The 20,196-nt window shown below is 65.8% G+C and carries 8 protein-coding genes and 1 pseudogene; 7 read left to right on the forward strand and 2 right to left on the reverse strand.

What is annotated here, in order from left to right; translation table 11 throughout:
• Window positions 1-114 precede the first annotated feature (114 nt).
• Genes ACK4K7_RS04965 through ACK4K7_RS04975 form a run of 3 tightly spaced genes read left to right on the forward strand, consistent with a single transcriptional unit; the run spans window position 115 to window position 5,719 of the window.
• Window positions 115-2,847, forward strand: a complete 2,733-nt coding sequence (locus tag ACK4K7_RS04965; RefSeq protein WP_431864120.1) for a DEAD/DEAH box helicase family protein — start codon at window positions 115-117, stop codon at window positions 2,845-2,847.
• A gap of 14 nt (window positions 2,848-2,861) precedes the next feature.
• Complete coding sequence (locus ACK4K7_RS04970) at window positions 2,862-4,259, forward strand: restriction endonuclease subunit S (RefSeq protein WP_431864121.1); 1,398 nt, start codon at window positions 2,862-2,864, stop codon at window positions 4,257-4,259.
• Window positions 4,256-5,719 (forward strand): N-6 DNA methylase, encoded by a 1,464-nt coding sequence (locus ACK4K7_RS04975; protein WP_431864122.1) that lies wholly within the window; start codon window positions 4,256-4,258, stop codon window positions 5,717-5,719. The genes ACK4K7_RS04970 and ACK4K7_RS04975 overlap by 4 nt, the downstream gene beginning before the upstream one ends.
• 234 nt (window positions 5,720-5,953) lie before the next feature.
• Here ACK4K7_RS04975 and ACK4K7_RS04980 read toward each other — a convergent pair whose 3' ends face one another.
• Both ACK4K7_RS04980 and ACK4K7_RS04985 read right to left on the reverse strand, forming a co-directional pair.
• Window positions 5,954-7,933 (reverse strand): hypothetical protein, encoded by a 1,980-nt coding sequence (locus tag ACK4K7_RS04980; protein WP_431864123.1) that lies wholly within the window; start codon window positions 7,931-7,933, stop codon window positions 5,954-5,956.
• Window positions 7,926-10,322, reverse strand: coding sequence for an ATP-binding protein (locus ACK4K7_RS04985; protein ID WP_431864124.1), 2,397 nt, complete (start codon window positions 10,320-10,322; stop codon window positions 7,926-7,928). The genes ACK4K7_RS04980 and ACK4K7_RS04985 overlap by 8 nt, the downstream gene beginning before the upstream one ends.
• A gap of 246 nt (window positions 10,323-10,568) precedes the next feature.
• Between ACK4K7_RS04985 and ACK4K7_RS04990 the strand changes: the two genes are divergently transcribed.
• From ACK4K7_RS04990 to ACK4K7_RS05005, 4 genes and pseudogenes are all read left to right on the forward strand, one after another.
• A complete protein-coding gene (locus ACK4K7_RS04990) occupies window positions 10,569-11,099 on the forward strand; it encodes a hypothetical protein (protein WP_431864125.1) in 531 nt (176 codons plus the stop codon).
• Window positions 11,100-11,634: 535 nt separating this feature from the next.
• Window positions 11,635-12,803, forward strand: a pseudogene (gene dxr / locus ACK4K7_RS04995) (1-deoxy-D-xylulose-5-phosphate reductoisomerase).
• A 324-nt stretch (window positions 12,804-13,127) separates the two neighbouring features.
• Window positions 13,128-17,840: a M10 family metallopeptidase C-terminal domain-containing protein gene (locus tag ACK4K7_RS05000; protein ID WP_431864126.1), complete on the forward strand. Its 4,713-nt coding sequence runs from the start codon at window positions 13,128-13,130 to the stop codon at window positions 17,838-17,840.
• A gap of 165 nt (window positions 17,841-18,005) precedes the next feature.
• Window positions 18,006-20,102 carry a S46 family peptidase gene (locus ACK4K7_RS05005; RefSeq protein ID WP_431864127.1) on the forward strand — a complete coding sequence of 699 codons (2,097 nt, stop codon included), beginning with the start codon at window positions 18,006-18,008 and terminating at the stop codon, window positions 20,100-20,102.
• Window positions 20,103-20,196: the final 94 nt, after the last annotated feature.

Genomic DNA, 20,196 nt, shown 5'->3' on the forward strand with positions numbered 1-20,196 from the left:
GCGTCCCGGTCTCGTTCGCTTCGCCTTTCGATCCTTGCGGCGACATGACAAGCCCCGCCGCGATAGGGGCGTTGAAGATTGCTCAGGCTCAACTTCTTCAGCAATAAGTAGGTGATGAAAGCAACGCCGGAAGCCCAGGCCCGCGAGGTCATCGACGGACAGCTGATGGCGGCGGGGTGGGTCGTGCAGGACCGCGCCGAAATGAACCGGACCGCTTCGCTCGGTGTCGCGGTGCGGGAGTTTCCGCTGGCGACCGGACCCTGCGACTATCTGCTTATCGTGGCAGGAAAGGCGTGCGGCGTGATCGAGGCGAAAGCAGCTGGAACGACTCTTTCCGGCGTCGCCGAACAGGCGCGGGGGTACCAGCCTCAGCCCCAGCAGGCGCTTGCTCGCTGGAGCGATCCACTTCGCTTCGACTATGAGGCTTCAGGGACGGAGATCCTCTTCTCGGATCGGGTGGATCCGCTGCATCGATCGCGCCGCGTCTTCTCGTTCCACCGGCCGGAGACGCTCCACGCCTGGCTCAAAAGCGGGTCATCGCTGCGCGCTCGGCTGAGCAACATGCCGCCGCTGATCACCGACGGGCTCCGTGACTGCCAGGTCGAGGCGATCGAGGGGTTGGAAGCATCGCTCGGCAGCGACCGGCCGCGTGCGTTCGTGCGGATGGCGACGGGCGCGGGCAAGACCTTCACCGCCGCGACTCTTGCCTACAGGCTGCTCGCCCATGCCGATGCCGGGCGCATCCTGTTCCTGGTGGACCGAAACAATCTCGGGCGGCAGACGCTGAAGGAGTTTCAGACCTACCGCCCGCCAGGCACCGGCCGCCTCTTTACCGAACTCTACAACGTCCAGCGCCTCGGTGCCGCGGGGCTCGACCCGCCGGCCAAGGTCGTCATCTCCACAATCCAGCGCGTGTTCGCCCAGCTCACCGGCACCGAGCTGTCCGAGGAGGAAGAGGAGGAAAGCGACTTCGAACGCGGCTGGAACCCGCCAGCGAAGCAGGTTGCCTATAGCGCGACCATGCCGCCCGAGACGTTCGACATCGTCGTCGTCGATGAATGCCACCGCTCGATCTACGGCAGTTGGCGCCAGTTGCTCGACTATTTCGATGCCCACATCATTGGCCTCACCGCCACGCCCACGGTGCAGACCGCCGCCTTTTTCGATGAAAATCTGGTCGCCGATTACCCTTACGAGAAGTCAGTGGCAGACGGCGTCAACGTGCAAGGTGAGATCTTTCGGATCCGCACCCAGATCGGCGAGCATGGCGGGAGGGTGGAGAAGGGCTACACCGTTCCTGTTCGCGACCGGCACACGAGGGCGCAGACGTATCGGCTGCTGGAAGACGACCTCACCTACGCGCCGCAGGACCTGGACCGCAGCGTCATCGCCCGCAATCAGATCCGTACGGTGCTGGAGACCTATCGCGACACGTTGTTCACCGAGCTGTTTCCCGGCCGCAGCGAAGTACCGAAGACGCTGATCTTCGCCAAGGACGACCACCATGCCGAGGAGATCGTGCAGATCGTGCGCGAGGTGTTCGACCAGGGCAACGATTTCGCGAAGAAGATCACCTACAAGGTCGGGGCGAAATATGCCGAGACGGTGATCGCCGAGTTCCGCAACGCCTATAATCCGCGCATCGCCGTCACCGTCGATATGATCGCCACCGGCACCGACGTGAAGGCGATCGAGGCGCTCATCTTCCTCCGCGACGTGCGCTCGGCAGTCTATTTCGAGCAGATGCGCGGGCGCGGCGTGCGGACCATCGATCCCGAAACGCTGGCCACGATCACGCCCGGCGCGGGCGTGAAAGACCGTTTCGTGCTGGTGGACGCGGTGGGCGTTACCGACAGCCTGAAGACGCAGGCCATTCCGCTGGAGCGCGAACATGGCGTCGCCTTTGAGAAGCTGCTGGAGCAGGTCGCCAGCGGGCGCAGCGATGAGGATGCGGTGTCGACGCTCGCCGGCCGACTGGCGCGGCTCGACCGGAAGCTGGACGATGCGGCCAAGGCGAAGGTGGAGGCGGTGGCCGGCAGGCCCTTGTCGGCGCTGGCCGGCGAGCTGATCGACGCCATCGACGCCGACAAGATCGAGGCGGACGCCCGTCAGCGCCACGGCGCGACCGCCAGCGAAGCTGAGATCGAGGCCGTCGCGTCCGAGCGGCGGGAGGCGGCGCTCGCCGCCTATAACGATCCGGCGCTCCGCCGCGTACTGATCGAGGTGAAGAAGGCGTCCGAGGTCGTCATCGACGACATCAGCCGCGACGTGGTCGTCTCCTCCGCCTGGGACGAGGGGCAGGCGACGATTATGACGGCCGACTTCGGACGATTCCTCGACGAACATCGCGATAAGTTGACCGCGCTGCGCATCCTCTACGGCCTGCCCGCCGCTTCGAAGCGGCTGACCTATGCCAGCCTGGAGGAACTGCGCGACGTGATGATGCGCCCGCCCTGGCTGCTCGAGCCGCTGGCGCTGTGGAGCGCCTATCGCCGGCTGAGCGCGGAGAAGGTGCGCGCCAACCCCGCGCGGACCCTGACAGACATCGTCGCGCTTGTCCGCTTCGCGATCGGCAAGTCGGAGACGCTGGCGCCGCTGTCGTCGGATATGGCGGGCCGATTCAACCTGTGGCTGGGCCGCGAGCAGCGCGCCGGGCGCAGCTACACGCAGGAACAACTCGGCTGGCTGGAGGCGATCCGCGACTATCTCGCCGCCAATATCGAGGTGACGAGCGCCGACATCCAGGACCAGTTCGAAGGCCGCGGCGGCATCATCGGCGCGCGCCGGGCTTTCGGCCCGCGGCTCGATACGCTACTCGACGAGCTTCAGGACGCGCTGGTGGCGTAGTCGGGGGATAAAGGTTGAGTTTCGTAGCGGATTTATCGGCGCTGGTAGACGCCAGCACCGACCCGAGGCTTTGTTGTCCAGACGGGTGGACCCGCGTCCCGCTGGGCAGCATCGCCAAGATCATCAATGGCTTTCCGTTCAAATCCGGCGGATTCGGCGCGGTTGGTCATCCGGTCATCCGGATCCGCGATGTCGCCCGTGGCTTCACCAACACGCAATTCGATGGCGCTGCCCCTGACGGCTACTGGGTCGAAGCCGGCGAACTCGTGGTCGGCATGGATGGCGATTTTCAAACGGCCTTTTGGCGTTCGGATCGCGCGCTCCTCAACCAGCGGGTCTGCAAGATCGTGCCGGATGAGACCCGGATAGACCGTCGCTATCTGGCATACATTCTGCCCGGCTATCTTGAGCTCATTAACGCGAACACACCGTCCGTCACCGTGAAGCATCTTTCGTCCCGGACGTTGGCTTCGATCCCCGTGCCGTTGCCGTCACTGGATCGACAGGTTCGCATAGCAGACCGCATCGACGAACTGTTCGTTGAGATCGACGATGGCGAAGCGGCGCTGGCGCGCGCGCGCGACGATCTGGAAACTTGGCGCAAGGCGCTGCTCAAGGCCGCCGTCACCGGCGAACTCACCGCCGACTGGCGCGCCGCCAACCCGTCCACGGAAACTGGTACCGACCTCCTCACGCGCATCCTGGTCGAGCGACGATCACGATGGCAAGCAGAGCCGAAGAACAAAGGAAAGGGATACAAGGAGCCGCTGGCGCCAAGCATGGACTCCCTACCTACTCTGCCGGCCGGGTGGGTGTGGGCGTCGTTCGATCAGTTGGTCGATCAGCTCTCCAACGGCATCTCAGCGAAACCGGCCCATGCTCCGCCGGGAATACCGATCCTTCGCATTTCGAGTGTCCGACCGATGTTGGTCCGCGATGATCAACGCCGCTGGCTTTCGCAAGACTTCGCCGTCGGCGGAGCCTTGGCCAGGAAGGGCGATTTGCTCTTCACGCGCTACAACGGAAATCCCGGGCTGGTCGGGGTGTGTGGTCGCTATCGCGGTGAGATCCCAGTCGCTTACCCTGACAAGGTGATGTGCGCTACGCCGTCCAGTTGTAACGATGCCGTTGGTGATTTCCTCGAGCTGGCGATGAACGCCGGGGCAAGCCGAAGGCATATCGCAGCCTCCACAAAAACAAGCGCAGGCCAGCACGGCGTGTCAGGCTCGTCGGTGAAAGTCGCTCCAGTGCCAATACCCCCACAAGCTGAACTCGAACACATCGTACAGGTATATCGGGACGCCGCTCTGCAGGCGGAGGACGGGTGGTCAGACGCAAACGAACTGACTGCTATCTCTACTACCCTCCGCCAATCCATCCTTGCCGCCGCCTTCCGTGGAGAACTCGCATGAACGAACAGGCGCTGGTCGCGAAGGTGTGGAACTATGCGCACGTCCTGCGCGACGATGGCGTTTCGTATGGTGACTATCTCGGCCAGATCAGCTTTCTGCTGTTCCTCAAGATGGACAAGGAGCGGACCGAGGCGCTGGGCGAGGGGTCCGCGTTACCCGCCGACGCCAATTGGGACACGCTCAGCGGTCGCGCCGGCGAGGATCTCGAGCGGACCTATCGCCGCATTCTCGACACGCTGTCGAAGCGCACCGACATCGTCGGCACCCTGTTCCTGAAGGCCGAGAACAAGATCGGCGATCCCGCCAAGCTCCAGCGGCTGGTGACGCTGATCGGCGCCGAGACCTGGATGGGCCTGAACGTCGACGTGAAAGGCACGATCTACGAGGGGCTGCTGGAGCGCAATGCGGGCGAGGTGAAGTCCGGGGCCGGTCAGTATTTTACGCCGCGGCCGCTAATCGAGGTCATCACCCAGCTCGTCGATCCCGAGCCCGAAGAGACCGTCCACGATCCCGCAGTCGGGACAGGCGGTTTCCTGCTCGCCGCGTACGACCACATGAAGGCAAAGCCCGCCGCCAAGGATCGGCGCGTCGCCAAGGCGCTGCGCGAGGAGAAGCTGTCCGGCACCGACATCGTCGCCGAAGTGGTGCGGCTATGCGCGATGAACCTCTATCTGCACGGCATTGGCGGGGCGACTTCGCCCGTGAAGCAGAAGGACGCGCTGCTCGATCGCGGCGACCGCTCCTATGACGTGATCCTGACCAACCCGCCCTTCGGCAAGCGTCAATCGTTCCGGATCGTCCGGGAGGATGGCGGGATCGAGAGCGAGCGGCAGGACTATGTCCGCGACGATTTCACGGTCACCACGGGCAACAAGCAGCTCAACTTCCTGCAGCACATCATGTCGATCCTGAAGGTCGGCGGCAGCGCTGCGGTGGTCATGCCGGACAATGTGCTGTTCGAGGGCGGCGCCGGGGAGACGCTGCGCAGGCGACTTTTGGAGGAGTTCGACTTTCACACCTTGCTGCGGCTGCCGACCGGCATCTTCTACAGCCAGGGGGTGAAGGCCAACGTCCTGTTCTTCGACAGGGCGACGCCGGGCACCGGGATCGCCACCCGTGACCTGTGGGTCTACGACCTGCGCACGAACCAGCGGTTCACTCTGCGCGAGCGACCGCTCAAGCGCGCCGACCTGGATGACTTCGTATCCTGTTTCGGCACTAAGTATCGCCGGCACGAGCGGCAGGAGACCGAACGCTTCCGTCGGTTCGGCTATGCCGACCTCGTCAAGCGCGACAAGCTGAACCTCGACCTGTTCTGGCTGAAGGACGCCAGCGCGACCGATCCGGACTCGCTGCCGCCGCCGGACGAAATCGCTGCCGAGATCGTCGACAGTCTGGAGACGGCGCTGGAGAAATTCAGACTGGTCGCGGCGAAGCTCGCCAAATCGCAGCCTGCCTGAGCGCGGCCGCGGTCGTTTCCATTCGCAGGCAAGGGTCTAGGGCTAGCACGCGCCAACCCGGGGCTCAGCAGGCTTCGTAAGTTGCCTGAAAAGATCGCCTCTGCTTCGCCGACTCCGTACCTAATTCGGAGTTGGCGCTTTACGGGCCCATGAGGGTGGCGTTGCAGGTCCGTGCAGAGCCGCTGGGCATCGGCGCCAGCGCGTCAACTGGCGAAGTGACGTTGCGAGGTGGCCCTACGCCGCCTGCCGCTGCCGTTGCGGCTGGATACGCGCCGGGACCCTTGCTTTGCGGATCACGTCGGCAATGTGGCTTGTGAGACCGACCTCGCCTATCAGCTCCAAGCCGTGGCCGGGCTGGAGCTGGGCGATCAGGCTGCGCAGCTGCTCGAGGCCGTTCCCCACCTCGAACCGCGTCCAGTGCCGCGCTTCGCCGGGGACCAGCACGCCCGCCGCGCTCACGGTGGCGCCGCGGTGCATCTGGACGACCCACGCCCGATCGCCGTCATGAACCCATTCAAGCCGGACCGGGCCGAGCTCGCACGCGGCCGCATGCAATCTCCTCACGTCCTCGATCACCGCCGCCGGAAGCGGCTGGGCATTGGCGGCGCCCTGCATGAAGGCGTCGCCCGCGCCCGCCACCCCCTCGGTGGCGATCTCGCCCGACTGCAGCACGATCGAGGCGCCAGAATATTGCGGCACCACGCTGGCCTGGCCGACCACCGAAGCGATCGCCGCGTGCTCCGGATCCTCGGCCGCCATGATCCGGAAGGGATCGGTCCAGCCGCGCGTGGTCGTGAACTTGCCCGGCATCTGCTCGGTCGGTGAGGTCCGGAACCAGACCTCGGCAGAGCCCGTTGGTTGGCCGAAGCTGAACGGCGCGACGCGCCGGTTGACGACGGTGGTGCGTGGGACGGGAAGGCCGATATGGTGTGCGACGAGGAGGCCGAACACCTTGTCGCCGATCATCCGGCTGAAGCGGTTCGGCCATTGGATCGGCGGCGGCAGGCCGAGGCCCTCATGCTCGGCGATCTCCCAGCCGAGCGTATGCGTGTGACGCCAGCCGCGCGGCTTCGGGTGGATACTGAATTCGAGGCGGGTGTTCTCGGGCACGGCGAGGTCCGGCTCGAAGCCGTAGACGGTGACGAGCAGGCGCGAGCCCCAGCCGAGCGGGAGCGAGGCCGTGCCCGGCTTCTCCACGGCGCGCGGCGTGTCGTCGGGCGCGAACTCGATGAGATTGCCGAGGATCACGCCTGAGACGCCGCCATCGTGGATGTCGACCGTCTCGTTGACGATCGTATGGAGGCCCTCGCGAGTGAGGCGCAAGACGGCCGAGGTCACCTCGTCGACGGTCTTGAGGCCATAGATGAACTCGCGGCTGAGCGGGCTTTCGGGAGTGAAGCTGCGGACGTTGACGGAGCCGTCGGCGCTGCGGGCGAGCAGCGTCTCGGCGGCTTCCTGGAGGCCGCTAAAGCCGTGATTAGGCGCCTCGCCGAGCACGCGCGCGAAGGCCTGCTTCGGCTTGCCCCGGCGCGGCTCGTAGCTGACGAACTGGGCGACGTTGATGATCTCGGCAAGCCGATCGAGCGAGGCGTCCTTGCGCGGCATGCCGCCGCCGGGGACGTAGACGATCGCGGGGAGCGTCGCCTCGAGCCGATCGGCGGTCGCGCGCAGCGTCTCGGCGAGATAGGCCGGAATCGGGTCGAGCGCCTCGACATCGGCGAGCGCGCGGCGGATCGCGGCGATGCCGTCGCGCGCGACGATCGGCGTGCCGTCGATGCGCGCGGTGGGAATGCCGTCAAGATGCGCCCGGCAGAATTCGGACGCGCAGCCGGCGCTGAACTCCCAGCCGTCCATCAGCAGGATGCGGCTGGCATGATCGGTGATGAATTGTTCCCACAGCTCGAGATAGTCGGTCTGCGACCAGTGGCTGACGAACAGGCTGGCGGGCTCGATCACCGGCTCGGCATGCTTGGCGCGCAGCAGCTCGGCGGTGAGCTTCAGCGCCTCCTCGTTCGGCGTGATCACTTGCTCGCGGAGGGCGGCGCGATAGGCGTCGGACTCGGGCGGGATCGCGTGTTTGCCGCCCCGCCACCAGTCGATGAACCGCCGGCCGGTCGTGATCGGCCCCGAGAGATAGGCGACGCGGGTGGAGCCGAAGGCGGAGCGCCATATCTGCCGGATGGCGGCGAGGGGCTGGGGGGAAGGGTCAGTCATCGGAATTCAGCTTGAGCTGCTCCTTGAGCTCTTCAAGCAATTTATCGTGCTTGGGGGCGCCATTCTTGTAAGCAGCCAACAGATCGTCGATCCCCTTGGTTTGGTGGGTCTCGTGCCAGAGTTTCCAAAGCCCATCAAACTCGATTGGCGGGAAGTCGCTCCAATCTAACTTGTCGTCCTCCACCTTCACCCGCTTGAGGTATGACGCGACGGTCGCAGGTGCGCGCTCCGGCTCTGCGAGCCTGTCGGCGACTGCCTGTTCACTCGCGCCTTTTCCGCCGGCATCTGCGACGGCAGCCTTGATGTCCGAGTAGCCATAAAACACCGAATCATCGACGAGCTTGCTTGGAACTGTGCCGTTGTCTCCAAGCCCAATTTCCTCCTTCAAGATCGCCTCGCGCCGCTCCTTGTCCGGAAGACCGAGGAGATAATGCTGGTCGATGCGGCCCTTGCGTTGGATGGCCGGATCGATCCGGTCCTTGTAGTTGGTCGCGATGATAAAGATGGACCGGCCCAGCTTGTGCAGGTCGTTGATCTTGGTGAGCATTCCAGGCGTGAGGAATTGGAACAGGGTATCCTGCTTCTCGTAGCGATTGCTGTCACGGTCGAGCAGGAACGCATCAATCTCGTCAAACAGGATGACGGTGTCGAACTGGGCTTCGAGCGTTTGGAAGATCGCCTTGGCGCGCGCCTCCACATGAGCGCCGCCACGGCCGAGGAAGTCGCTCACCGTCACGGTGATCATGCGCATACCCAAAGCGTCGGCGATGTTCTCGCCGACTGTGCTCTTGCCCGTGCCGGGGGGACCATAGAGGAGCATCGAGGAGGCCTTCCCCGGTCGGTCTTGGGCCCAAGGCGCGATAAAGGTCGTGAAAATCTTCCGGTAGACTTGCTTCTTCTTGTCCGTACTCAGCTGCGGCTCGTACTTCTCGACGACCTTGACCCATTGTCTGAGAGGGCGATCCGGGCGCCGACCGGCGGAGCGGTTCACCTTTAGGCCGGAAAGCTCGAGCGTTCGTCCGGCCACCGCGCGCTGTAGCAATTGGCGATAGCCCAGCATGAACTCGATGACCTGGCTCGTGTCCCATAGATGGATCAGGCCTGGATCGTTCACATGCTCAGAATGCCAGCCCAGAAGCTTCTGGCCAGCGATCATGGCTCCTGCCTTCGCCGTGGATTGCTCCGCGGGCTCCAGCTCAAACTCGACGGATCGAGCCAGAAGCCACTGCCAAAAGCGCCGCAGCATGCCGACGGCTTTGCGGCTTGCATCCTGAAAATCCTTGTCGCGGTCAAAGAGGGAGATCGACCGCATCAAGGAAACGGCGCCTTCGACGCTGATCGGGAGCATCGTCATCCCCTGCGGCGTCGCGTACAGGGGACGGTTCGGTCGCCAATGGGCGCTTTCGTCCTGCCTCGCCTCGAGAACATCGATAACGCGAGCCATCAGCCGCTCGTCCACCGATCGCGGTGAAACGATCAGCAGGCCCTCGAGACAGAAGATGAGCTCCGCCGGATCGAACCGACTGTCGGGTATGTCGCTGTACGAAAGCTGCTCATGAAGAGTAGATTCGAAGAATCTTCTATACCACGCTTTGAAGGTTGATTGCGCGACCGTCGCGCTGCGGAAGGGGTCTTTCCTCACCTGCCCCCTTGCCGTGCTCTTCGTCCGATCATATTTTGAGAAAATTTTTACATTTGACTCCTCGGCTTCAGCAACAATACGGGCAATTCGGAGTGGTACAAACGCGTTGCGAAGGTACTTGGGTTGTTTTGGCTGCTGAGCTGCCGGCACACCCCTGATTTTCGCCGTATAAGCGGGTAAGTCCGGAAGCAGCCGGGCGTCGCTGTTAGGATCCAGGCGCACCAGCGCGGCGAGATCGGCGGAAGCTAGATTCAGAATTTTCGAAGCTCTCGCACTGACCTTGTCTTCGACTGCCCCTCCCCGAAGCTCACTGATGTGGCTGGTCGTGATCGGATCATTCCTGCCGAATGACCCGGATATCAATGTTCCCGTCCGGATGACATCGTCCTCCAGCCGCTCCAGGCCTATTTTCAGCGCTGCTTTCAGGTCCTGCTTGGACTTGATGCGCAGCCGGGCGAGCGTGCCACTCGGCAGACGGGAGTCTCCGAGCATCTTCGCAAGCGCAGCGGCAATCATGCCTTGAGTGCCATGGGATACCTTCCGGTCCTCTTGCGCAGCCGCCGCGTTGTCCCGCGACAGCTCGTAGGCCCAGGTTCCGTCCTTTGCCCGTGCATAGATGAACACATTGGCGGTCCGCTCGAGGGTCTCCTCGAGCTCGCGGATGTCGTCCATGTCCTGGTGGTAGTCGCCGGCCAGATAGTCTTCGAGGGTTTCGCTGGCGGGGCTGGGGCTGGGGCTGGTGATCATGGGGTCCGTCGCTGAGGTGGGGCTTTGGCGTACCCGTACCAACCGATCCTTGGCAACCGCTGCCGCCGCCGCCCCTCTTTTTTTAGGAACGGCTGGGGGCCCCGCGTCAGCAACGGGGCGTCAGAAGAAGCCAGCTATTCTGCCGTTCGTTCCGGCAACGATGAGGAGTTATTCACAACGGATAGATTCTATCTTGAAAATATAAAGAATTCATATATACGAGAGATGTCAATGAGGAGCTGACATATGGCCAAAGGTGCCCTGATCGTTTTCACCGCGAAGTCGACGCCTTCCATCCTTGAAGCCGGAGGGACGCAATCTTGGGTCCTGAACCCCTCTAACATGACGGCAATCGAGTATGTCGTTTGCACCCGCAACGCCGACCGAAAGTTCGATGAGGAGTGCGGCCATCGTCCCGAACCCCACCGGGCGGCCTTCTTGGTCGGGAAGGTATCGGGCATCCGTAAGGTTGGAGTGGTCAACGGCCGTGACCGCTACATCATCCTGTTCAGTGAATATGCCGAGGTCTTGATCCCCGATTTTCGTGGGCACGAGCGGAACCCGGTGACCTATGGCGACACCGACTCCCTGAGGATCAAGGGCCTGGATATCTCGAAGCTGAAGTTCATGCCGATGCCGAAGGCGGAGGGTATGGCGGCTACGGGGACCGCAATGTCAGCGCCGGCGACGGGCTTATCAATCGAGGAGGCCAAGAAAGGCCTCTCCGCGCGGTACGGCATCCCCGAGGCGAACATTCAGATCGTTATGACTGCTTGATGGCGGTAGCAGGGACATGTAGGCGCCTGTCGACTTCCTTTGCCTGGTGCTGCAAAGGGACGAGCGGCTTTTGGCCAGGCTCTGCCATTCAGAAGCGGCTTGATCCAATTGCACGACCGTGCGATTCCTCGTGCTCCGGCCGCGGCGAATGCCACTGCCGGGGCCGCGACTGTAGCCAACGGCTGTAGCCACGGTTAATCCGCTCGGAAGAGTCGCTCGACTTTTCAATGCCTTAGAAGGCAAACGGCAGATATTCAGCTTCCTGCCACCCCAGCCAAGCGAATTTTCCCGATCGGTCCTGGAACAGCTGGTCGAGCCGGATTGGACGCTCTCCTCCACCTCGGCGGCGCGAGGGAACCGATGTATCACGGGCCGCGGGTCGCAGCGGGCGGAAGGTGAAGGCCGGCCGTGGAGCGGCTCAAAGCCGGCACGCTCGGCACGGCCGCGTTCGGAGATAAAGTGGTGGCGGCACTTGAGGCGAATGCCGCAAATCAGGCAGGACAGTCGGATCGCCACATGAGGAAGACCTGATTAGATGAAGACAGTGTGCATCCTTGGCGCGACCGGATCCATTGGGACGCGCGCGCTCGACTTCATCCGCATGCATCCGGGGGAATTCACGCTCTCCAGCTTCACCGTGGGCGCAAATTGGGAAGCGGCCGCGCGGATCGCGGCGGAGTTCGGCTGTCGCCGGGTCGCCGTGCGCGATCCGGGCGGGGCGGAGCAGCTGCGCGCCCACGTGCCCAATCTCGAAGTGCTCGACGGGCCGTCGGGCGTCGAGCAGGTAGCCGCGGCCGGCGCCGACGTGACGCTGGCGGCCATCTGCGGCTCGGCGGGCCTCCCCTCGGTGCTCGCCGCGATTCGCGCGGGCGGGCAGTTGGCGCTCGCGAACAAGGAGTCGCTGGTCTGCGGCGGCCCCGAGCTGCTGGAGCTGGCGGATGCCCGCGGCGTGCCCGTCATCCCGGTCGATTCGGAGCACAGCGCGATCTTCCAGTGCCTGATGAGCGGCCGGGCCGATGAGGTGGCCTCGATCACGCTCACCGCGAGCGGCGGCCCGTTCCGCTTCTCCAGCCTCGCGGAAATGCACGTGAAGACGCCGGCCGAGGCTCTTGCCCATCCCAACTGGCCGATGGGCCGAAAGAATTCCCTCGACAGCGCCACGCTGGCGAACAAGGGCCTGGAGCTGATCGAGGCCTGTTACCTCTTCAAGGTCGACGAAGCCGCCGTTGAAGTCCTGATCAACCCGAATTCGATTTTCCATTCCGCCGTGCAGTTTAAGGACGGCAGCATGATCGCCCAGCTCGGACAGGCCGATATGCGGGTGCCGATCGGCTATGCCCTGAGCTGGCCCGCGCGGCGGGAAACCGGTGTCGCGGCCATCAGCCTCGGCAAGCTCGGAAAGCTCGAATTCTGGCCGCCGGACCCGGTGCGCTTTCCCAGCCTCGAACTTGCGCGAACGGCGGTACGCTCCGGCCAACCCGGCACCTTCTCTTCAATGCCGCGAACGAAGTGGCCGGCGAGGCCTTCTTCGAACGGCGGATCGGGTTCATGGACATTCCGGCGGTGATCGAAACCTGTCTGGATCGCGGCGGCCTCGCCTTTCGGGCGTCGATCGCCGACGTCGTCGCCGCCGACCGGGACGCCAAGGCGTTCTGCACGGGCATTCTGCGCGGCTTCGAGGCGCGGGGACGGACGGGAACGTAGCCGCGGCCGGGACGAGGTGACCTTCCCGCGCGGCACAAAGGTCGACGTGGGGAACACGGCGGCGGGGAGAAGGGCGGGGCAGGGGCCGAGCGCTCAACCCCTGCCCCTATCCACCGGAGGGGAGTGCCTCGGCGGAATGGCGGTGCCTCGCCTCGCTCGCGCTCTCCCCGCGCCATAACGGGACGCCCGGGAGCGATCATCTCCCATATGGTAGATGCGGAAAACCGCAGGCATATCCCGTTTGGGAGATGACGGGGGCCCGTGTTGAAGCCGATCCTTCCGCTGCGGAGCTGAAGCCGCTGCAGCCGAGGACAGGGTGACGACATGGGACCGATCTACGGGACGGACTGGGACGACTATCTGGTTGGCACCAACGGAGACGACGTGATCTTCGGCCGCGGCGGGAGCGACACGCTGATCGGCCTCGACGGCGACGACCATCTCGACGGCGGCGACGGCGACGACTGGCTGAACGGCCAGGGCGGCGACGACGTCATCGAAGGCGGCGCCGGCTACGACATCGCCGTGCTGAACCTGCCGGAGGGCACGCTCGGCTCCTACCGGCTGGTCGGCGGCAGCGGCGCCGAGGAAGGGCTGATCTTCGTCGAACGCGTGGTCGGCGGTTTCGCGGAGCGCGTCTTCTCGATCGCGAAATCCGGCGATGCGACCATCGTGACCGGCCTCAACAGCGCGGCCGGCCTCGGCGTCGATACGCTGACCGGAGTCGAGGAGCTGCACATCCTCCCGGTCGGGCCGTTCGACCAATCCCGCTTCATCGCGGTGCACATGGTGCCGGTCTATTACGAGCAGTGGAACTTCGCGATCGGCGGCATCTGGGACGATGTCGTCGATCTCTCCGCCCGGCCGAACATCTTCGGCGCGGATGCGGGCTTCGGCGACGATGTCGTCATCGGCAATGCCGCGGACAACGGCCTTGACGGAGGACATGGCGACGACAGCCTCTATGGCGGCGGCGGGAACGACTATCTGGTGGGCGGCGCCGGCAATGACCTGATCGACGGCGGCGCCGGCAGCGGCGACGCCGCCGGATATCACCTCCCGCCCGGGACCCAGGGCACGCTCCGCCTCGTGGCGGGCAGCGGGGCGGACGCGGGATCGCTGATCGTAGAGCTCGTCCATGCCGGCCTTGCGGAGGCGCTGCTCAAGATCACCATCACGTCCGTCGGGAACGCCACGGTCGAGGGTTTGAACCGGCTGGCGGAGCTCGGCACCGACACTCTGGTGAACATCAATCAGATCCATGTCCATGTGCTCGACAGCAACGTCCCGGGCCAGTGGCTCGGCGTCAACCTGACCCCGATGCAATGGGGCGAATGGATCGACGGGTCCGAGACCCATGACGACATCGTGCTGGCCGATTATGCGGGCGCGCGGCACGCCAACGGCCGCTTCGGCGACGACCGCCTGGTCGGGACGGACGAGGACAACAATCTGAACGGCGAGGACGGGGACGACACGCTGCTCGGCGGCGGCGGCAACGACTATCTGGTCGGCGGCGCCGGCGACGACATGATCGACGGCGGGGCCGGCACCAACGATGTCGCCGCCTATCACCTGCCCGTCGGCACGCAGGGCACGCTCCGCTATGTCGACGGCACCGGCGCGGACGCGGGGTCGCTGATCGTCGAGCTGATGACGGCGGACGGCGTGGAGGCGGTGCTCAAGGTGACGATCGGCGGGAACGGCGCCGCGACCGCTCAAGGGCTGAACCGGCTCGCGCATCTCGGCACCGACACGCTGACGAACATCAATCAGATCCACGTCTCGGTCATCGACAGCAACGCGCCGGGCCAGTGGGCCGGGATCAACCTGACGCCGATGTACTGGGGCGGCGACTGGGTCGACGGGTCCGAAGGCGACGACGTCATCGACCTCGCGGCCTATCCGGGCGTGAGGAACGCCAACGGTCATCGCGGCAACGACACGCTGATCGGCAACGGGGACGACAACAACCTCTTCGGCGGGGCGGGCGACGACACGCTGCTCGGCGGCGGCGGCAACGACTATCTGGTCGGCGGCGCGGGCAACGACACGGTCGACGGCGGCACCGGCGGCAACGACGTCGCCTCCTTCTTCCTGGCGCCGGGAACGGCGGGGACGCTGCGGCTGGTGGACGGCACCGGCGCCGATGCGGGCGCGTTGTTCGTCGAGCTGGTGAACGGCGGCACCGTCGAGCGGCTGTTCAGGATCGACGTGACCGGCCCCGGCGGGGCGATTGTCACCGGGCTCGGATCGGCCGCCTATCACGGGACGGACACCGTCACCAACGTCGATCAGCTCCATCTGCTGGTCGACGGCACCAGCGACTATCAGAACCAGCTCGTCGTCATCAACCTGACGCCGCAGCAGTTCGGCAGCCATGTCGAAGGTTCCGTCGCCGGCGACCTCATAAACCTCGCCGCCTTCCCGGGGGCGGTCAGCGCCAACGGCCGCAGGGGCGACGACACGATCGTCGGCACCGCCGCCATGGACTTCCTGTTCGGCGACGAGGGCGACGACACCCTCCACGGCATGGGCGGCGACGATTTCCTGCGCGGCCTCGCTGGCGACGACGAGATTTACGGCGGAGCGGGCAACGACTTCCTGGTGGGCGACGGACCCGACGGTCCGTTCGGCGACGACATCCTGGACGGCGGCGACGGCGATCACGACCGGGTGAGCTATTTCAACAATGTCGGCGGCGTCACCGTCTCGCTGCTGCTCCAGGGGCAATATCAGGACACCGGCACGGCGGGCTTCGACCTGCTTCGGAACGTCGAATATGTGAGCGGCACGCCCTTTGCCGACCAGTTGACCGGCGACCACAAGAACAACTGGATCTGGGGCTCGGGCGGCGACGACATCCTGAACGGCGAGGGTGGCGACGACCTCATCTGGGCCGGCTTCGGCAATGCCGTGATCGACGGCGGAACGGGCAAGGACACGCTCCACTTCACCGGCACCGTCGGGATCGAGCTGTCGCTGGCGCTTCAGGGCCAGCCGCAGCTGACCGCCGCGGGGCTGTGGACCTTCACCAATATCGAAAATCTGACCGGCACGCCCGGCGACGACCGCTTCATCGGCGACGAGAACGACAATGTGCTGGCCGGCGCGGCCGGTTCGGACATCCTGATCGGCGGCGGCGGCAACGACCTCCTGCTCGGCGACGGGATGTTCACCATCGTCGGATCGAACGGCGGGCCGGGGCCGATCGTCATGTTCCTCAGCCACCCGACGGTGACCGTCGGCGGCAACGACTGGCTGGAAGGCGGCGACGGCAACGACACGCTGATCGGTGGCGCGGGCGACGACGTCCTGCTCGGCGGCGCGGGCAACGACTTTCTGGTCGGCGGCATCGGCAACGACCATTATGACGGCGGCACCGGCGACGACGACATCGCCGTCTTCTATTTCGCGGCCGATACGCAAGGGACGTTCCGCGTCGTTCAGGGAAGCGGCGTCCATGCCGGCAAGCGCGTCGTGGAGCGGCTCCATGACGGCGGCGTCGAGGCGGTGGCGACGATCGCGGGGACGGGCGGCACGCTCACCGTCCAGGGCATCGGCTCGGCCGCCTATCTCGGCACGAACACGGTGACGAACGTCGACCGGCTGCTCTTCTCGGTCGTCATGCCCTCGCCGCTCGATCAGCCCTTCAAGCCCGATCAATATGTGGTGGTGCCGTTCGCCGCCACGGTGGCGCCGAACGTCATCTGGGGAACGGCTGGCAACGATGTGATCTTCGGAACCCCGGGTAACGACATCATCCATGGCCTTGCCGGCAATGACCAGCTTTGGGGACAGGACGGCGACGACATCCTTTATGGCGGCGACGGCCACGACGTGTTGAGCGGCGTAGCCGGCGACGACCGGCTGTTCGGCGAGGCGGGCAACGATCATCTTCGCGGTCTGGATGGAAACGACCATCTCGAGGGCGGAGACGGCGACGATTATCTGCAGGGCCATGCGGGGGTGAACTTCCTCAATGGCGGGAACGGTTTCGACCGGGCGGGCTATTTCAATTCTCCGAACGGCGTCACCGTCTCGCTGCTCCTCCAGGGGCAGGCACAGCAGACCGGTTACGGGCTGGATACGCTGATCAACATCGAACATCTGTCGGGGACGCCGCATGACGACGTGCTGATCGGCGACGACGGCGACAATGGCCTGTGGGGTTCGGGCGGCAACGACGTGCTGATCGGCAATGGCGGCGACGACTGGCTCGGCCTGACCGAAGGCACGCAGGTGGCCGACGGCGGCAGCGGGCGCGACACGGTGGGCGTCGTCAACTGGGGCGATCCGGCTATCGCCGTCGGGCTCACCATCTCGCTCGGCCTGCAAGGCGACTATCAGCAGACCGGCCACGGCGCATGGAAGCTGACCGGCATCGAGAATCTGTCCGGCACATGGCGGAGCGACAGCTTCACCGGCGACGACGGCGCGAACATCCTGGCGGGCGCCGTCGGCGACGACGTGCTGAACGGCGGCGGCGGCGACGACCTGCTGCTCGGCGACGGGTTGATCGGCCTGTTCTCGCCGCAGGGGCTCGCCGGTCCGATCACCGTGTTCGAAGACGTGGGCGGGAACGGCAACGACGTGCTGAATGGTGGCGCGGGCAACGACGTGCTGATCGGCGGCGGCGGACGCGACATCCTGACCGGCGGCGCCGGGCGCGACGTGTTCAAATTCCTGAAGCTCAGCGACTCGACGCCGAACGCGCCCGATTTCATCACCGACTTCGATCCGCGCAACGATCGAATCGACCTGTCTGCTCTGCTGGGGGAGATGCCGGCCAGCGCCTCATTCAGCCTTGCCGCCAGGGGCTTCACCGGCCTGTCCGGCGAGATCGCCACCGTCTATGACAGCCGGACGAAGACGACCAGGCTGATGCTCGACGCCGACGGCGACCGCAATGCGGATTTCGTGATCGAACTGGCCGGCAAGCACCAGCTGACCACCGGCATGCTGGACGGCAGGGGCCCACCCAGCCATGTCGAGCTGCCCATCCTGACCCCGGACAGCTTCATCTTCGGAACCTAGCTCCCGCCCCTAGTGCGTCATCACCTCAGTTGTGTCTGGGCGATGTCGCGCAGCTTTGCGTTGGCGATGACGCTCACCGTCCGCATGACGGCGACGGCTGCTGTACGGGGGCTTCCACTTGTGCTTAGAAGCGCGTCGATCCGTCTGTCCACGAAGGTGTCTTCCATGCACGTCCGCTTTCTGTCCGGCGCCGCCGCCGCCGCTCTTGCCGCCGCCTTCCTCCCCGCCGCCCCGGCCGCGGCCGAGGAGGGGATGTGGACCTTCGACGCCTTCCCGACCGAGCGGGTGCGCCAGGCCTATGGCTGGGCGCCGGACCGGCCCTGGCTCGACCGGGTCCAGGCCGCCGCGGTGCGGCTGACCGGCGGCTGCTCGGCGAGCTTCGTCTCGCCCGAAGGGCTCGTCCTCACCAACCATCATTGCGTCGTGTCCTGCGTCCAGGATCTGTCGACCGAACAGAACGATCTCGTCGCCGCCGGCTTCACCGCCGCCACGCGCGGCGAGGAGCGGCAATGCCCGGGCCAGCAGGCCGAAGTGGTGACCGCCATTTCCGACGTGACCGCGCGCGTCCAGGCGGCGATCGGCACCTCGACCGGCGCGGCGCTCGCCCGTGCCCGCGACGCCGCCATCGCCGCGATCGAGAGCGAAAGCTGCACCGATCCGGAGCGCGAGCGCTGCCAGGTCGTCACCCTCTATGGCGGCGGCGAATACAAGCTCTACCGCTATCGCAAATATTCGGACGTGCGCCTCGCCTTCGCGCCCGAATTCCAGGCCGCCTTCTTCGGCGGCGATCCGGACAATTTCAACTTCCCGCGCTACGCGCTCGATGCCGCCTTCCTGCGCGTCTACGAGAATGGCCGGCCGGCCGCGACGCCGGCCCATCTGCGCTGGAATCCGCGCGCGCCGCAGCCGGGCGAGCCGACCTTCGTGGTCGGCAATCCCGGCAGCACCCAGCGGCTCTTCACCCAGGGCCAGTTCGCGATGCGCCGCGACACCATCTTCCCGGTGCTGGTGCCGCTGTTCGCCGAATATCGCGGCCGCCTGATTTCGGCGATGGCGGGCGATGCGGAGCGGACCCGGACCGGCGCCGACATGCTGTTCGGCGTGGAGAACAGCTACAAGGTCTATATCGGCCAGTGGCAGGCGCTGCGCGACCGCGAATTCTCCGGCCGCCTCGCCGCCGCCGAGCAGGACCTGCGCGGCCGCGTCGCCGCCGATCCGGCGCTCGCCGGTCAGATCGGCGACCCCTGGGCGGAGGTCGACGCCGCCACCGCCACCTACGCCGATTTCTACACCGATTATCTGATGCTGGAGGCCAATGCCGGCTTCCGCTCCAGCCTCTTCTCCTACGCCCGCGCCCTGGTCCGCGCCGCCGCCGAGCGCGACAAGCCGGAGGCCGAGCGGCTGCCCGGCTACACCGCCTCGCGCCTGCCGCTGCTCGAAAAGCAGGTGACCGACGCGGCGCCGGTCTATCCTTGGCTCGAGGAGCTGTCGCTCGGCTTCTGGCTGTCGAAGACGCGCGAGCTGCTCGGCGCCGACGATCCGCGCGTGCGCGAGCTGCTCGGCCGCGAATCGCCCGAAGCGATCGCCGCCCGGCTGGTCGGCGGCACCCGGCTCGGCGACGAGGCGGAGCGGCGGCGGCTGTGGGAGGGCGGCATGGCCGCCATCCAGGCGTCCGACGATCCGCTGATCCGCTTCGTCCTCGCCACCGATCCGGTGAGCCGCGCCCAGCTCGACCGCTTCCGGGCCGAGGTGGACGCGCCGATCACCGCCGCCCAGTCCCGCCTCGCCCGCGCCCGCTTTGCCGCTTATGGCGACAGCGTCTATCCGGACGCGACCTTCACGCTGCGCATCTCCTACGGCTCGGTGCAGGGCTGGACCGAGCGCGGCCAGGACGTGCCGCCGGTCACCCGCATCGGCGGCCTGTTCGAACGCGCGACCGGCGCCCCGCCCTACGATCTCGCCCCGCTCTGGGCGGCGGCCCGCGACCGGCTCGACCAGGATGTCGTGTTCAACTTCGTGTCGACCAACGACATCATCGGCGGCAACAGCGGCTCGCCGGTGATCGCGCGCGACGGATCGGTGATCGGCACCGCGTTCGACGGCAACATCCACTCGATCGGCGGCTCCTACGGCTTCGACCCGCGCCTCAACCGCACCGTCTCGGTCTCGGCCGCCGCGGTGCAGGAGGCGATGGCGAAGATCTACGGCGCCGACGCCCTGCTCGCCGAACTCAACCGCGCCCCCGCCCGCCGCCGCCGCTGAGCCGCCGTCTGGGGGTGAGCGGAGAGGGAGTCCGGCCTTCGCCGGAATGACGGAAATGCCCCGTCATCCCGGCGAAGGCCGGGATTTCCTCACG

It is taken from the genome of Allosphingosinicella sp., from assembly GCF_046295735.1.
Taxonomy (GTDB): Bacteria; Pseudomonadota; Alphaproteobacteria; order Sphingomonadales; family Sphingomonadaceae; genus Allosphingosinicella.

Excerpts from the sequence above, each read along its gene's own strand:
- ACK4K7_RS04965 (WP_431864120.1), top strand. The coding sequence starts at position 115 with ATGAAAGCAACGCCGGAAGCCCAGGCCCGCGAGGTCATCGACGGACAG.
- ACK4K7_RS04975 (WP_431864122.1), top strand. The coding sequence starts at position 4,256 with ATGAACGAACAGGCGCTGGTCGCGAAGGTGTGGAACTATGCGCACGTC.
- ACK4K7_RS04980 (WP_431864123.1), bottom strand. The coding sequence starts at position 7,933 with ATGACTGACCCTTCCCCCCAGCCCCTCGCCGCCATCCGGCAGATATGG.
- ACK4K7_RS04985 (WP_431864124.1), bottom strand. The coding sequence starts at position 10,322 with ATGATCACCAGCCCCAGCCCCAGCCCCGCCAGCGAAACCCTCGAAGAC.
- ACK4K7_RS04990 (WP_431864125.1), top strand. The coding sequence starts at position 10,569 with ATGGCCAAAGGTGCCCTGATCGTTTTCACCGCGAAGTCGACGCCTTCC.
- ACK4K7_RS05000 (WP_431864126.1), top strand. The coding sequence starts at position 13,128 with ATGGGACCGATCTACGGGACGGACTGGGACGACTATCTGGTTGGCACC.
- ACK4K7_RS05005 (WP_431864127.1), top strand. The coding sequence starts at position 18,006 with ATGCACGTCCGCTTTCTGTCCGGCGCCGCCGCCGCCGCTCTTGCCGCC.